Origin of the sequence: Luteimonas gilva (genome assembly GCF_005239095.1) — a bacterium.
GTDB lineage: Bacteria > Pseudomonadota > Gammaproteobacteria > Xanthomonadales > Xanthomonadaceae > Luteimonas_C > Luteimonas_C gilva.
This window is the reverse complement of record NZ_SZUA01000002.1, coordinates 770,323-783,434: the sequence shown is the minus strand read 5'-3', so window position 1 is coordinate 783,434 and position 13,112 is coordinate 770,323. Positions and strand designations below refer to the sequence as shown.

Here is a 13,112-nt window from a genome sequence, read left to right as displayed (position 1 = left end):
CCCGATCAGAACTTGAAGCCGACCTCCACGCCGTAAGTGCGCGGTTCGGTGACGCGCGCGCCGACGGTGCCGAGCACGGTCTTGCCGTAGGTGCCCAGCGAGTTGATGTACTGGTTGTCGCCCAGGTTGTTGCCGTAGATCGCCCAGGACCAATGTCCTTGCGCCGAATTCCAGGCGATGCGCGCGTCGGTGACGTTCTGCGCTTCGCCCAGATCCAGTGCCGGGCTGATGCCGCAAGCGTTCTGCGACTGCGATTCGGCGTTGCAGCGGGTCTTGCCGCGGTAGGCGTGGCGCACGACGAAACGCAGATCGCCGTGTTCGCCCAGATCCCACACATAGTCCAGGCCCGCGGCGAAGGACCAATGCGGCGTGCCGGTCGGCTGGCCGTCGAGGTCGACGCCTTGCGCGTTGGTGTATTCCTTGTAGGTCGCGTCGATGTATTCGGCGTTGAAATCCAGGCCCAGCCCCTTCGTCGCCTGCCAGCGCGCGTCGAAGTCGACGCCCCAGGCTTCCAAGTCGGACGTGTCCACCACGAAACGCGGAATATCGGTGGTCATGTCCAGCACCACGGCCTGGCGGTTGTCGTAGACGTAGTAGAACGCCGATGCGTTGAACGACAGGTTGTAGTCCGGCAACGCCTTCTTGATGCCGGTCTCGAAGTTCCAGACTTCCTCGTTCTCGAACTCGCTGCCGATCTGCAGCGCGTTGAAGCCGCCGGCCTTGTAGCCCTTGGCCAACGAGGCGAAGCCCATCGTGTTGTCGTCGAAGTGATAGTCGGCGACCAGGCGCGGGCTGAAGTCGCTCCAGGATTTCGAAGTCCGGTTCGTCTTGCCCTTGTTGAGCATGGCCGGCGGATCGATGAACGCGACGTCGAACACGAATTGTTCGCGCGGCGGCACGCCCGGAAAACCGAAGAAGCCGAGCGCCGCCAATTGATCCAGCGCCAAATCCAAGGTCGGCGCGTTGCGCAGGCTGTTGAACCAGGTGAATTTCTTCTCGTCGCGGGTGAATCGGCCGCCGACGGTGAGGTTGAACTTGTCCGTGACGTGCCAGATCACGTCCCCGTAGACCGCGTAGGCCTTGGTGTCGAGGTTGTTGCGGAAAGCCTCGTTCCAGCGATGGCCGCGCAGGCTGATCGGAACGCCCAGCATCGCCAACTGGTCCGAAACCGGGCCGAACAAGCCGTCGGGCGCGGCGCCGAGATTCTTCAGGATCGTGTCCACCGCGTCCGTGAACGTGTTCACTTCGCTGGTCTGTTTCGCCTTTTCCTGGAAGAAGCTCGCCCCGGCCACCCAATCGAGCTTGTCGGTGCTGCCGGCGAATTTGAACTCCTGGTAAAGGCTGTGGTTGCTTTCGGTGTTGGTCGAATCGACGTACAGGTCGCGGCGCGCGGTACCGTCTTCGTCCACCGCGCGGTTTTCCGAATCGTAGTCGCGCCAGGACGTGGTCGAAGTGAGGCTGCCCCAATCGAAGGCGTGATCGACGATCAGCGTCACGCCGTCGAAGCGCCGGTATTCGCGGCTGTCCTCGGCGTCGTTGGCGGTCGGGATCTTGCGCGGATCCAGGTACGCCGCTTCGTCCACCGGCAGCGACGGCGTCAGCGGATACGGCGGCAACGCGACGATGCCGGTGGTCACCTGCGCGCGCTGGTCGAGCTTCTCGTGATCCCAGCTGACGAACAAGCTGGTCGCGTCGCTGAAGCGAGTACGGAACGCGGCGCGGGTGGCCCAGTTGTCTTCCGGCTTGAGGTCTTGACCGGTAATCGCATCGCGCACCCAGCCGTTGCCGTGGTTGGCCAACGCGTTGAAGCGGAATGCGGAATCCTCGCCGGCGGGCACGTTCAACATGCCTTCGACATAGGCCTTGCCGTATTTGCCCAGACGCACTTTGGCGCGGCCTTCGAGTTCGTCGCCCGGCTTGCGGGTGATGATCGAGATGGCGCCCGCGGCCGTATTGCGCCCGAACAGCGTGCCCTGCGGCCCCTTCAGCACTTCGATGCGTTCGACGTCGGTGAACGGCAGCAGCACGCCGCCGCCGCGGCCGGCGTAGACGCCGTCGACGTAGACGCCGACGGCGGGATCGGTGCCGATGCCGAAATCGTCGGTGCTGATGCCGCGCAGCGTGAAGCTGGGCTGGGTCGGCTGGTTGCTGTCCACCACCAAGCCGGGCACGAAGCTGTCGATATCGCCCAAGTCTTCGGCGGCGACGTCGCCGAGCAATTGGTCGGTGACCACTTGCAACGCGATCGGCACGTCCTGCAGTTCTTGCTCGCGGCTTTGCGCGGTGACGACGATGCGGTCGAGCGTGACCGCTTCGTTCTGCTGCGTTTGCGTTGCGGACGGCTGTTGCTGAGCCCATGCGGCCGCAGCCAGGGGCAGCAGGCAGGCGCCGGCCAACGCGCGGCGCAAACTCACCGCCAGGATCTTCGGTTTCGACGTCATCGCTTCTCCCCTCCAGGTTGCGAATGTTTTGGATCGTGCCGCTTTTTTTTGCCGCGCGAACGCATTCAAATCGGATCGCAGTCCCCCTGCATCCCCGCGATCCAGGCGCGGATCAGCGCCACGCCCTCTTTATGCACCACATCGCGCCCCAGCTCCGGCATCATCACGCCCGGATCGTCGCTGTCGATGCGGAAAGCGAGGATCGATTCGTCGGGCTTGCCCGGCACGATACCGAAACGATGGCCGCCCGTGCCGCGGCCGGCCGCGATCGGCGGCTTGCACAGGCCCAGATGGCGCGGTTCGTGGTCGCCGATGTCGAGCAACAGACCGGAAGTATCCGCCGGGCCGCGCGCGTTGTGGCAATGGCCGCAGTTGACGTCCAGATAGGCGCGGGCGCGGTCGTCCAGGCTGGCCCGCGCCGCGTCGCGCCAATTCGCGTTGCGCGGCGCGCCGGATGCGGGCGCGCCTTGCAGATAGCCGAGCATGGTCCAATGCGCGAGCTGGTTCTCGCTGCCGGAGGCGTAGGCGTAGTCGCGGTTCAGATGGCGCGCTTTCGGCCCCAACGGCCGGATCAACCGCGTGGTGTTGTTGCTGGCGTGGCAGCCGGCGCATTGGTTTTGGTCCGGCACTTGATAGGTGAAATCCTCGCGGCCGCCGTCGTCGGCGACTAGCGACAGCGCTACGCTATCGCCGGTGCGCGCCAGTTCGGCTTCGGTCTGCTCCGCGTTCCACACGTAAGCCAACGCCACCCAACCCTGCGCGCGATGCACCAGCAAGCGGGTTTCGATCATGCGCACGTTGCGCAGATCCAAGCCCTCGCCGCTGCGGTCGCGCGACTCGTCGTAGGTGCGCGCGACGGCATCCGCCCCGCCTTTCGCCTTCGGATAGAAGAAGGTCTTGCTGAGGATGGTGCCGACCGGGAAATCGAAGCTCTCTTTCGGCTCGTATTTCGCCGCCTGTCCCTTCGGCATCCACACGGTGCGCAATTTGTGCGCGTAATCGCTGAACAACGGCGTGTTGAGATCGAAAGGCACCACGCCCTGGTTCAAGGCGAGCTTGTCGCCGTCGCGGTAGACGACGCGCCAGTCGCTGAGCTTGGGCGGGTAGCCGTCGGCGTGGAATTGCACGGGCGCCGGTTGGCGCGAGCAAGCGGCCAGCAAGAAAACGAGCGCCACGGCGGATACCCGCACCGCCGTTCCCACGATGGCGGCAATCCAGCGACTTGCCTCGAACCCTCTCCCGCTTGCGGGAGAGGGTTGGGTGAGGGCAAGCCAGATCGCTGCGATCGGCACGAAAGTCGCTGGATTCCCGCCTTCGGGGGAATGACGGCTAAAAACAAGAAGCGGCATCGGGATGCTCAGACCTTCAATTCCACCGCCGGCAACTTCGGCAGCTCGCACTTGAACGGTGCCGCATCCGACTTCGGATTCTTGTTCTTGTTCGGCCCGTCCGCGTTGAGCACGCCGGAGGCGCCTTCGATGCAGATCTGCGGTCCGCCGGCGTGTTTGGGATTGGCGTAGCCGTCCCACAGCACGTCGGGCAGGCGGCCGTTGAGGCCGAACAGCGCGATCTTCAGCGCCTTCAGGTCCAAACCATCGGGCGAGTCGCCGCCGCCGGAAAAACGGTTGCCGTATACGTAGATCTGTTCGGGGTACGGATCGAACGCCGCCGACGGCTTGTACTTGCCTTCGTAGCCGGCCGAGTAGTGGCTAGCGATGACCACGTTCGCGGTCTTGTTGTCGGCGATGTCGTTGTCGAACACCTCGACTTGGTCGTTGGACATGATCACCACGCCCGAGCCGGCCGGCACGCTGGCCACCGCGGTGCCTTTGCGGCCGAAATTGGCGGTGTTGTTCTTGACGATCTTGTTCTTGAACACGCGGGTCGTGTGGCCCGGCTGCGGCAAATCGGGCATGTTGAACACCAGGATGCCGCCGGTGTTCTCGGTGGCGATGTTGTCGTGCACGTCGGCGCCGATGCAGTTCTCGATCTCGATCCCGGCCACGTTGCGCTCGGCGCGGTTGCGGCGTACGACGATGTTCTGCGACTGGCCCACATAGATGCCCGCGTCGGACGCGCCGATCACCACCGAATCCTCGATCAGCACGTTCTTGGTCTGCACCGGATACAAACCGTAGGCGCCGTTGTCCGTGTCGGGGCCGTTGGTCCATTCCACGCGCACCTTGCGGATGGCGATGTTCTCGCCTTCGTTGACCTTCAGGCCGTCGCCCTTGCTGTCTTCGATCGCCAGGTTCTCCAGGGTGAAGCCGCTGGCGTTGACGATCAGGCCTTCCGCGCCGCTCTTCTGGCCCTTGAAGCTGAGGATGGTCTTGTCCATGCCGGCGCCGCGGATGGTGACGTTGTCCACGCGCAGGCTCAGGCTGCGGTCGAAGGCGTGGCGGCCGGCGGGGATGTCGATGACGTCGCCCGGCTTGGCGTCGAGCAAGCGTTCCTGCAGTTGTTTCTGGAAAGCCGTATCCGCGACGGGCGCCGGCGCTTGCTCGCGCCCGCAGCCGGCCAGCAGCATCGCCATCGCGATGCCTGTCAACGTTCCGATCCGCACCATTTCCGCCTCCCCGTTCCGCCTGTCTGCGGCGCCATGTCACAAACATGAAGTCTCCCGCCGTACGCACTCGCATGGAGAGGGCCGGGGCGGCATACTCACGGGGGGAAAAACGGACAAATTACGTTCGATGGGCGCCAAAGCCTCGCTCGATCCGCGGCTGACCACCGCCGACACCGCCACCAACATCCTCGCTGGGCTGTGTCAGCTGGCGGACGAGGCGGGCATTTCCTGCGAGCCGTGGCTGGCGGGCCTGCCGCTGACCCGGGCCCAGATCGACGACCCGACCGTGCGCGTTTCCTATCGTCAGGCCAGCCGCATCGTCGAAGCCGCGTTGCAGGCGATGCCGCAACCCGATTTGGGCCTGCAGCTGGGCTGCCATCAGAACATCGGCAATTTCGGCCTGCTGGGCCTGGCGATGATGACCGCGCGCACGTTCGGCGACGCGATCGGCATCGGCCTGCAGTACGCCGGCCTGTCGGGCAGCCTGATGGACCTGGAATTCGACACCTCCGATCCCGGCGCGATCGCGATGGCCGCGCACCAGCGCGCGCCCGACGATCACTTGCTGCCGTTCCTGTGCGAAGAACTGTTCGCGAGCACGCTGATGCTTTGCCGCGGCCTGATCGGCGAAAGCTTCAGGCCGTTGCGCTTGGAATTGACCTACCCCGCGCCGGCTTATGCCGCGCGTTACGACGAAGTGTTCGGCTGTCCGGTGCGGTTCGGCATGCCGCGCAACCGCGTGCTGGTCGACGCGGCCTGGGCGGAATACAAACTGCCGACCTACAACCCGGTCAGCGCTCAACAAGCGCTGGCGCTATGCCAAGCGCAGTTGCCGCGCGAGCGCAAGCCCAGCGAGCTCGTCGCCGGCGTGCGCCGGCTGGTGCGCGAACGCTTGCGCGAGAACCCGCGCTTGGCGGAAATCGCCGCCGAACTGCACCTGACCGAGCGCACCCTGCGCCGGCAGCTGGCCGACGCCGGCACGCATTACAAAGCGATCCACGACGATGCGCGCAGCGAACGCGCGCAGGATCTTCTGCACGAAGGCCGGATGCCGATCGCGCAGATCGGCGCCGAACTCGGATTCAAGGACGCGCGCGAATTCCGGCGCGCGTTCAAGCGTTGGACGGGAGTGGCGCCGAGCGACGCGCGCGGAGCTAAAGCATTTCGACACGGATAAGATCCGATGAACGCGGATCAACAGCCAATGCCGCTTCTATCCGTGTCTAACGCTTTTAATCCAGCACCATAACCGCATCGACCTCGAACTGCGCGCCGCGCGGCAGCGCCGAGACTTCGATGGTGGAGCGCGCCGGATACGGCGCCTGGAAGTATTCGGCCATCACCGCGTTGACCGCGGCGAACTGATCCAGATCGGTCAGGTACAAACCGACGCGAACGACGTCGTCCATCGAACCGCCCGCCGCTTCGCAAACCGCGCGCAGGTTGTCGAACGCGCGTCGCGCCTGGGCCTGCACGTCGCCTTCGATCAGCAGGCCGCTGATCGGGTCGAGCGCGACTTGGCCGGACAAATAGACGGTGTCGCCTGCGCGCACGGCCTGCGAATACGGACCGATGGCGGCCGGAGCTTTGTTGGTGCTGATGGGGTCGCGGGGCATGGTGTCTCCGATGTCGTCATCCCGGCGAAAGCCGGGACCCAGGGATACGGAATTGTAGCCCGGGTAAGCGAAGCGCACCCGGGGAAACAGCCGCGACTTGGTCCCGGGTGCGCTTCGCTTACCCGGGCTACAGGCGCTGCACGCCGTGCACGACGTTCAATCGCCGCACGCGCCGGATCACTTCGGCCAGATGCTTGCGGTCGTGCACTTCGATCGAGAAGCGGATGCCGGCCACGCTGGTGTCGCGTTCCAGGTATTCGACGCGGTCGATGTTGGACTCCGCTTGCGCGATCGCCGCCGCCACCTGCGCCAGCACGCCCGGCCGGTTTTCCACTTCGATGCGCAACGCGGCCTGGAAATCGCCGGACACTTCGCGGTCCCAGCCGATCGGCACCCAGCGCTCGGGCGATTTGCGGTAATCGACCACGTTCGGGCAATCCATGCGATGCACGACGATGCCCTTGCCGGTGGTGTGGAAGCCCATGATCTCGTCGCCCGGCACCGGCAGGCAGCAGTTGGCGAAGCTGATCACGCCGCGTTCCTGGCCGGTGATCAGGATCTTGTCCTGCGGCAGCGTCGCCCGCGCCGTGTCGAGCAGATCGCCGGTGCCCGGCGCTTGCCGCGCCAGCGCCTGCGCCACTTGCACCGGCATGCGGTTGCCGAGCGCGATGTCGGCGAGCAGCGCTTCCAACCGCGGATATTTGAATTCGGCCAGATACGCTTCCAGCTGCGCCGAAGGCAATCGTTCCAGCGACGTCTTCAGGTCTTCCAGCGCGCGGTCGAGCATGCGATGGCCGAGCTGCACCGCGTCCTCGTGTTCCAGATGCTTCAGCTGATGCCGGATCGCGGTGCGCGCCTTGCCGGAAACGACGAACTCCAGCCATTGCGGATTCGGCGCCGCCGATTTCGCGGTGATGATCTCCACCCGCTGCCCGCTGACCAGCTTGGTGCGCAACGGCACCAGCTTCTTGTCCACGCGCGCCGCCACCGCGTGGTTGCCCACGTCGGTGTGCACCGCATAGGCGAAATCCAGCGCGGTCGAGTTGCGCGGCAGCGACAGGATGTCGCCCTTGGGCGTGAACAGGTAGACCTCGTCCGGGAACAGGTCGACCTTCACGTTCTCCAGGAATTCCAGCGACGAACCGGTGCTGCGCTGCGACTCCAGCAGGCCCGCGATCCAATTGCTGGCGCGGCTCTGCGCGCTGTTGCCGGCGCCGCCATGCTTGTACGACCAATGCGCGGCGATGCCGCGTTCGGCGATCAGGTCCATTTCTTCGGTGCGGATCTGCACTTCGATCGGCGAACCGTAAGGGCCGAACAGCACCGTGTGCAGCGACTGGTAGCCGTTGGCCTTGGGGATGGCGATGAAATCGCGGAAGCGCCCGTCCAGCGGCTTGAACACAGAATGCACCACGCCCAGCGCGTGGTAGCAGTCCGGCACCGTGGCGACGACGACGCGGAAACCGAACACGTCCATCATCTGGTCGAAGCTCTTCTGCTCGGCGCGCATCTTGGTGTAGATGCTCCACGGCGTCTTGACCCGGCCGACCAAGCGGTGCGCCAAGCCTTCCATCGCCAAGCGCTGCGCCAGCTGCGACTGTATTTTCGCCAAGGCCTCGCGCCGCACCACCGGCTGGGTGCGGATGCGCTTCTCGATCACCGCATGGCGCCACGGGTGCAGCGCGCGGAAACCCAGGTCTTGCAATTCCGACTTGAGCAGGTTCATGCCCAGCCGTTGCGCGATCGGCGCGTAGATCTCCAGCGTCTCGCGCGCGATGCGCTCGCGCGCCTCGCCCGACTGCGCACCGAGCGTGCGCATGTTGTGCAGGCGGTCGGCGAGCTTGATCAGGATCACGCGCAGGTCGCGCGACATCGCCAGCAGCATCTTGCGGAAGCTTTCCGCGGCGGCTTCCTGGCGGTCGCGGAACTGCAGCTTGTCCAGCTTGGTGACGCCTTCCACCAGTTCGGCCACGGTCTCGCCGAACTCGCCGGCGATCGCCTCGCGCGACAGCGGCGTGTCTTCGATGGTGTCGTGCAGGATCGCCGCGATCAGCGTCTCCATGTCCAGCCGCTGCTCGGCCAGGATCGTGGCCGCGGCCACCGGATGGGTGATGTACGGCTCGCCGGATTTGCGGGTCTGGCCCGCATGCGCGGCGGCGCCCACCGCCCAAGCGCGGCGGATCAGCGCGCGCTGGTCGTCGGGCAGGTAGGAAGCCGCGCCGTCCAGCGCCTGCACGTAATCCGGCACGTCCTGCAACGCGGGCGCGGCGGGCAGGGAAACGGCGTGGGCGGGCTCTCCGGGGGTCATGGGTTGAGCGTACGCGGAAAGCCGGGAATGGGGAATTGGGAGTGGAAAATGGGGCAAAACCAACGAAAAAAGCCCCGCAGAAGCGGGGCTTTTCGCAAGAGCGGGCTATCCGGGTAGGGCTTTGGCGATTCCCTATTCCCGATTCCCAGGCTTTACAGATCGTCGCCCTTGGACAGATCGTCGTCGGCGACCACTTCGGCGGCGGCCCATTCCAGGGCTTCGCGTTCGGCGCGTTCCTTCTCGGCCTTCTCGACCTGGTCGATGTAGTCCTGGTCGATCTGGCGCGCGGCGATTTCGCGCAGCGCCAGCACGGTCGGCTTGTCGGCGTGTTCGGTGTTGTCGAGCTTGGACTCGACGCCGTTGGCCAGCTGGCGCGCGCGCTTGGCGGCCATCATGACCAGTTCGAAGCGGTTATCGACCACTTCCAGGCAATCTTCAACGGTGATGCGGGCCATAGGCTTCCCGGCGGCCGCCGGGGCCGCTCATATCTATAAGGAGGGGTGCGGATTTTATGGCGGTTGGCCGGAAGAACGCAAGCGGCCTTCAATAAAATCAGCTAGTTACGAATAAATCGAGGGCCGTAGGGTGGGCTTTAGCCCACCATCGCCATCTGGCAGCCGCGACGACCCATGACCGGAACGAAAAGAACAACCCTGGCATGACCGGCTTCGATCGTTTTTCGACGCGTCCGAAATAGGGCGCTGGCGGGGCTAAAGCCCGCCCTACGCTTCGTCGGACAACAAGGCGGTGATCAGCTTGGCGTGCCGGGCGACCTGGATGTCCTTGCGCAAGCGGCTGCCGCGGAAGATCGCGCACATGTCGTCGACGGCGGCGTCGAAATCCTCGTTGACGATCACGTAGTCGAACTCGCCGTAGTGCGACATCTCCTCGCGCGCGGCGGCGAAGCGCTGGGCGATGGTGGCCTCGCTGTCCTGGCCGCGCTTGCGCATGCGTTCTTCCAGCGCGGCGCGCGAGGGCGGCAGGATGAACACGCTCACCGCGTCGGGCACCTGCTTGCGCACCTGGCGCGCGCCCTGCCAATCGATCTCCAGCAGCACGTCCTTGCCCTGCATCAGCAGCGGCTCCACCGACTGCCGCGCGGTGCCTTTCCAGTCGCCGTGGACGCGGGCGTATTCGAAGAAGTCGCCCGCGTCGATCATGGCCTGGAACTGCGCTTCGGAAATGAAGTGGTAGTGCTCGGCGTGGCGCTCGCCTGGACGCGGCGCGCGCGAAGTGAACGAGATCGACAGCGCGATGTTGCTGTCGCGCGCCAGGCAGGCGTTGACGATGCTGGATTTTCCGGCGCCCGACGGCGCGGCGACGATGAAGAGGGTTCCGCGCATGTTTACTCGATGTTCTGCACTTGTTCGCGGATCTGGTCGATCAGCACTTTCAACTCGACCGCCGCCTGCGAAGTGCGGGTGTCAACCGACTTGGAGCCGAGCGTGTTGGCTTCGCGATTGAACTCTTGCAGCAGGAAATCCAAGCGCCGGCCGACCGGCTCCTTCTGCGCCAACACCCGCTTGATCTCGACGACGTGGCTGTCGAGGCGATCCAATTCCTCGTCCACGTCCAGCTTCTGCAGCCACAGCACCAGTTCCTGCTCCAAACGGCCGGGATCGGCCGGCTGCGACAGGTCGGCGAGCCGGGCTTCCAATTTCTGGCGCTGGCCGATCCGGATCAGCGGGATCAGCGTGCGCACTTCGGCCGCGCGCGCGGCGATCGCGTCCACGCGTTCGCCGATGCCCGCCGCCAGTTTGGCGCCTTCGCGCTCGCGTGCGGCGACGAAATCGTCGAGCACAACGTCGAGCAGCGCGAGCACTTGCGCCTGCAGCGCGTCGGCGTCGGTGCTGCGCGATTGCAGCACGCCGGGTAGTTGCAGCAGTTGGCCGAAATCGGTGCGCAGCTGCGGGAAGCGGCCGTCCAGGTCCTGCGCGATCGCGCTCAGCTGCGCCACCAGCGCCTGGTTCAACTGCAAATTCTCGCTGGCGTCGGACGGCCGCAGGCGCAGGGTCAGGTCGAGCTTGCCGCGCGATACCCGGGCTGCGATCCGCTCGCGCAGCATCGGTTCCAAGATCCGCAGCTCCTCCGGCAGGCGCGTGCCGACTTCTAGGAAGCGGTGGTTGACCGCGCGCAATTCGCAGCCGATCACGCCGGCTTCGGTGTTGCGCTCGCCGGCGGCGAAGGCGGTCATGCTGCGGATCATGCAAGGGGCCGGTAGGGACGAAGGTGCCGATGGTAATCCACCTCGGCCCGATCGCGCGCCTTGAGGCCCGGCTTCGGCGGGCGCGGCGTTGGCGTATCCTATTGCGCCGTAAATCGCGGAATCCCCGATGTCCACCCTCTCCCGCCCCAGCGGCCGCGCGCCCGGACAGATGCGCGCAGTCCGCATCGAGCGCGGCTACACCCGCCACGCCGAAGGTTCGGTCCTGGTGGCGTTCGGCGACACCCGGGTGCTGTGCACGGCCAGCGTCGAGAGCCGGGTGCCGCCTTTCCTGCGCGGCAAGGGCGAAGGTTGGGTCACCGCCGAATACGGCATGCTGCCGCGCGCCACCCATACCCGCGGCGACCGCGAAGCCGCGCGCGGCAAGCAAGGCGGCCGCACTTTGGAAATCCAGCGCCTGATCGGCCGCGCGCTGCGCGCCTGCATCGATCGCGGCGCGCTGGGCGAGCGCACCATCACCTTGGACTGCGACGTGCTGCAGGCCGACGGCGGCACCCGCACCGCGGCGATCACCGGCGCCTACGTGGCCCTGGTCGATGCGGTGCGCTGGCTGCAGGAGCGGCGCGAAATCGCGCGCGACCCCATCTTCGGCGCGGTCGCGGCGGTGTCGGTCGGCGTCTATCGCGGCGCGCCGGTGCTGGACTTGGATTACGCCGAGGACAGCGACTGCGACACCGACATGAACGTGGTGATGAACGACGGCGGCGGCTTCATCGAACTGCAGGGCACGGCCGAAGGCCATGCTTTCCGGCGCGACGAGTTGGATGCGCTGCTCGCCTTGGCCGAACAAGGCATCGGCGAATTGCTCGCCGCGCAACGCGAGGCGCTGGCGCGATAAGCGTAGGCTGGGTTGGCTCCATCAACCCAGCGCCGCGCCGCCACGAACGCGATGCTGGGTCGGTGAAGCCGACCCAGCCTACGAGGTACGAATGGAAAGACACATCGCCGCGATTTCGCTGCTCGTCCGCGACTACGACGAAGCGATCGCCTACTACACGCAGAAGCTCGGCTTCGTGTTGCTGGAAGACACCCCGCTCGACGGCGGCAAGCGCTGGGTGCGGGTGGCGCCGCGAGGCGCGGCGGAAACCTCGCTGCTGCTGGCCAAAGCGGCCAACGACCGCCAAAGCGCGCAGGTCGGCGACCAGATGGGCGGCCGCGTCGGCTTCTTCCTGCACACCGACGATTTCCGCCGCGACCACGCCGCGATGTCGGCGCAAGGCGTGAACTTCGTCGAAGCCCCGCGCGAGGAAATCTACGGCACCGTGATCGTGTTCGAAGATCTGTACGGCAATCGCTGGGACATGATCGAGCCGAAACGATGAAATTGGTGTTGGCCAGCAGCAACCGGGGCAAATTGGGCGAGCTGCGCGAATTGCTGGGCGGCCACGGCATCGATCTGCACGCGCAATCCGAGTTCGGCGTGGCCGACGCGGACGAGACCGGCACGACCTTCATCGAAAACGCGCTGATCAAAGCCCGCCACGCCGCGCGCGAAACCGGCCTGCCGGCGCTCGGCGACGATTCGGGCATCTGCGTCGACGCGCTGAACGGCGCGCCCGGGCTGTATTCGGCGCGCTACAGCGGCGCGCACGGCGACGCCGAGGCGAATATCGACAAGCTTTTGCGCGAGCTGGAAGCGGTGCCGGACGACCGCCGCGGCGCGCGCTTCCACTGCGTGCTGGCGCTGCTGCGCCATGCCGACGATCCCGAACCGATTGTCGTCGAAGGCAGCTGGCGCGGGAGCATCCTGCGCGCGCGCCGCGGAAACGGCGGCCATGGCTACGATCCGGTGTTCTTCGATCCCGCTTCGGGATTGTCCGCCGCCGAAATGGCGCCCGAGCAGAAGAACCGCGTCAGCCACCGCGGCCTTGCGCTGGTCGCCCTCAAGCGCCGCCTGTCCGAGCTGCTCTAGATTTTTGTGGGAGCAAGCCCGGCTCGGCCAGGGGCGAAGAATTAC

Annotated in this window: 12 protein-coding genes; 4 read left to right on the top strand and 8 right to left on the bottom strand. The window is 66.0% G+C overall.

Going from position 1 to position 13,112, the window contains the following annotated elements; all coding sequences use genetic code 11:
• Positions 1 to 5 precede the first annotated feature (5 nt).
• From FCE95_RS11585 to FCE95_RS11575, 3 genes are all read right to left on the bottom strand, one after another.
• Positions 6 to 2,441, bottom strand: a complete 2,436-nt coding sequence (locus FCE95_RS11585) for a TonB-dependent receptor (RefSeq protein WP_137267166.1) — start codon at positions 2,439 to 2,441, stop codon at positions 6 to 8.
• A gap of 65 nt (positions 2,442 to 2,506) precedes the next feature.
• Positions 2,507 to 3,616, bottom strand: coding sequence for an SO2930 family diheme c-type cytochrome (locus FCE95_RS11580; RefSeq protein ID WP_223266874.1), 1,110 nt, complete (start codon positions 3,614 to 3,616; stop codon positions 2,507 to 2,509).
• Positions 3,617 to 3,798: 182 nt separating this feature from the next.
• Positions 3,799 to 5,007, bottom strand: a complete 1,209-nt coding sequence (locus FCE95_RS11575; protein ID WP_223266873.1) for a parallel beta-helix domain-containing protein — start codon at positions 5,005 to 5,007, stop codon at positions 3,799 to 3,801.
• 127 nt (positions 5,008 to 5,134) lie between these two features.
• Here FCE95_RS11575 and FCE95_RS11570 point away from each other — a divergent pair, with 127 nt between their 5' ends.
• Positions 5,135 to 6,184 carry an AraC family transcriptional regulator gene (locus FCE95_RS11570; protein WP_137267164.1) on the top strand — a complete coding sequence of 350 codons (1,050 nt, stop codon included), beginning with the start codon at positions 5,135 to 5,137 and terminating at the stop codon, positions 6,182 to 6,184.
• Positions 6,185 to 6,239: 55 nt separating this feature from the next.
• Here FCE95_RS11570 and FCE95_RS11565 read toward each other — a convergent pair whose 3' ends face one another.
• From FCE95_RS11565 to FCE95_RS11545, 5 genes are all read right to left on the bottom strand, one after another.
• Entirely contained in the window at positions 6,240 to 6,623 is a 384-nt protein-coding gene (locus FCE95_RS11565; protein WP_137267163.1) for a RidA family protein, read from the bottom strand.
• Positions 6,624 to 6,750: 127 nt separating this feature from the next.
• On the bottom strand, positions 6,751 to 8,931 hold the full coding sequence (locus FCE95_RS11560) for a RelA/SpoT family protein (protein ID WP_137267162.1): 2,181 nt from the start codon (positions 8,929 to 8,931) through the stop codon (positions 6,751 to 6,753).
• A gap of 152 nt (positions 8,932 to 9,083) precedes the next feature.
• A complete protein-coding gene (rpoZ, locus tag FCE95_RS11555) occupies positions 9,084 to 9,386 on the bottom strand; it encodes a DNA-directed RNA polymerase subunit omega (protein WP_137267161.1) in 303 nt (100 codons plus the stop codon).
• Positions 9,387 to 9,653: 267 nt separating this feature from the next.
• Positions 9,654 to 10,274 carry a guanylate kinase gene (gmk, locus tag FCE95_RS11550; protein WP_137267160.1) on the bottom strand — a complete coding sequence of 207 codons (621 nt, stop codon included), beginning with the start codon at positions 10,272 to 10,274 and terminating at the stop codon, positions 9,654 to 9,656.
• A gap of 2 nt (positions 10,275 to 10,276) precedes the next feature.
• Complete coding sequence (locus tag FCE95_RS11545) at positions 10,277 to 11,137, bottom strand: YicC/YloC family endoribonuclease (RefSeq protein ID WP_137267159.1); 861 nt, start codon at positions 11,135 to 11,137, stop codon at positions 10,277 to 10,279.
• A gap of 127 nt (positions 11,138 to 11,264) precedes the next feature.
• Between FCE95_RS11545 and rph the strand changes: the two genes are divergently transcribed.
• The 3 genes from rph to rdgB all read left to right on the top strand — a co-directional run bounded on the left by rph (position 11,265) and on the right by rdgB (position 13,067).
• Positions 11,265 to 11,993, top strand: coding sequence for a ribonuclease PH (gene rph / locus FCE95_RS11540; protein WP_137267158.1), 729 nt, complete (start codon positions 11,265 to 11,267; stop codon positions 11,991 to 11,993).
• Between the two features lie 91 nt (positions 11,994 to 12,084).
• On the top strand, positions 12,085 to 12,477 hold the full coding sequence (locus FCE95_RS11535) for a VOC family protein (protein WP_137267157.1): 393 nt from the start codon (positions 12,085 to 12,087) through the stop codon (positions 12,475 to 12,477).
• The gene (rdgB, locus tag FCE95_RS11530) at positions 12,474 to 13,067 is read left to right on the top strand and encodes an RdgB/HAM1 family non-canonical purine NTP pyrophosphatase (protein ID WP_137267156.1); all 594 of its coding nucleotides are present in this window, start codon (positions 12,474 to 12,476) and stop codon (positions 13,065 to 13,067) included. Before FCE95_RS11535 ends, rdgB begins: the two co-directional genes overlap by 4 nt.
• Positions 13,068 to 13,112: the final 45 nt, after the last annotated feature.

Excerpts from the sequence above, each read along its gene's own strand:
- rph (WP_137267158.1), top strand. The coding sequence starts at position 11,265 with ATGTCCACCCTCTCCCGCCCCAGCGGCCGCGCGCCCGGACAGATGCGC.
- FCE95_RS11535 (WP_137267157.1), top strand. The coding sequence starts at position 12,085 with ATGGAAAGACACATCGCCGCGATTTCGCTGCTCGTCCGCGACTACGAC.
- FCE95_RS11575 (WP_223266873.1), bottom strand. The coding sequence starts at position 5,007 with ATGGTGCGGATCGGAACGTTGACAGGCATCGCGATGGCGATGCTGCTG.
- FCE95_RS11545 (WP_137267159.1), bottom strand. The coding sequence starts at position 11,137 with ATGATCCGCAGCATGACCGCCTTCGCCGCCGGCGAGCGCAACACCGAA.
- FCE95_RS11585 (WP_137267166.1), bottom strand. The coding sequence starts at position 2,441 with ATGACGTCGAAACCGAAGATCCTGGCGGTGAGTTTGCGCCGCGCGTTG.
- gmk (WP_137267160.1), bottom strand. The coding sequence starts at position 10,274 with ATGCGCGGAACCCTCTTCATCGTCGCCGCGCCGTCGGGCGCCGGAAAA.
- rdgB (WP_137267156.1), top strand. The coding sequence starts at position 12,474 with ATGAAATTGGTGTTGGCCAGCAGCAACCGGGGCAAATTGGGCGAGCTG.
- FCE95_RS11565 (WP_137267163.1), bottom strand. The coding sequence starts at position 6,623 with ATGCCCCGCGACCCCATCAGCACCAACAAAGCTCCGGCCGCCATCGGT.
- FCE95_RS11570 (WP_137267164.1), top strand. The coding sequence starts at position 5,135 with ATGGGCGCCAAAGCCTCGCTCGATCCGCGGCTGACCACCGCCGACACC.
- FCE95_RS11560 (WP_137267162.1), bottom strand. The coding sequence starts at position 8,931 with ATGACCCCCGGAGAGCCCGCCCACGCCGTTTCCCTGCCCGCCGCGCCC.
- rpoZ (WP_137267161.1), bottom strand. The coding sequence starts at position 9,386 with ATGGCCCGCATCACCGTTGAAGATTGCCTGGAAGTGGTCGATAACCGC.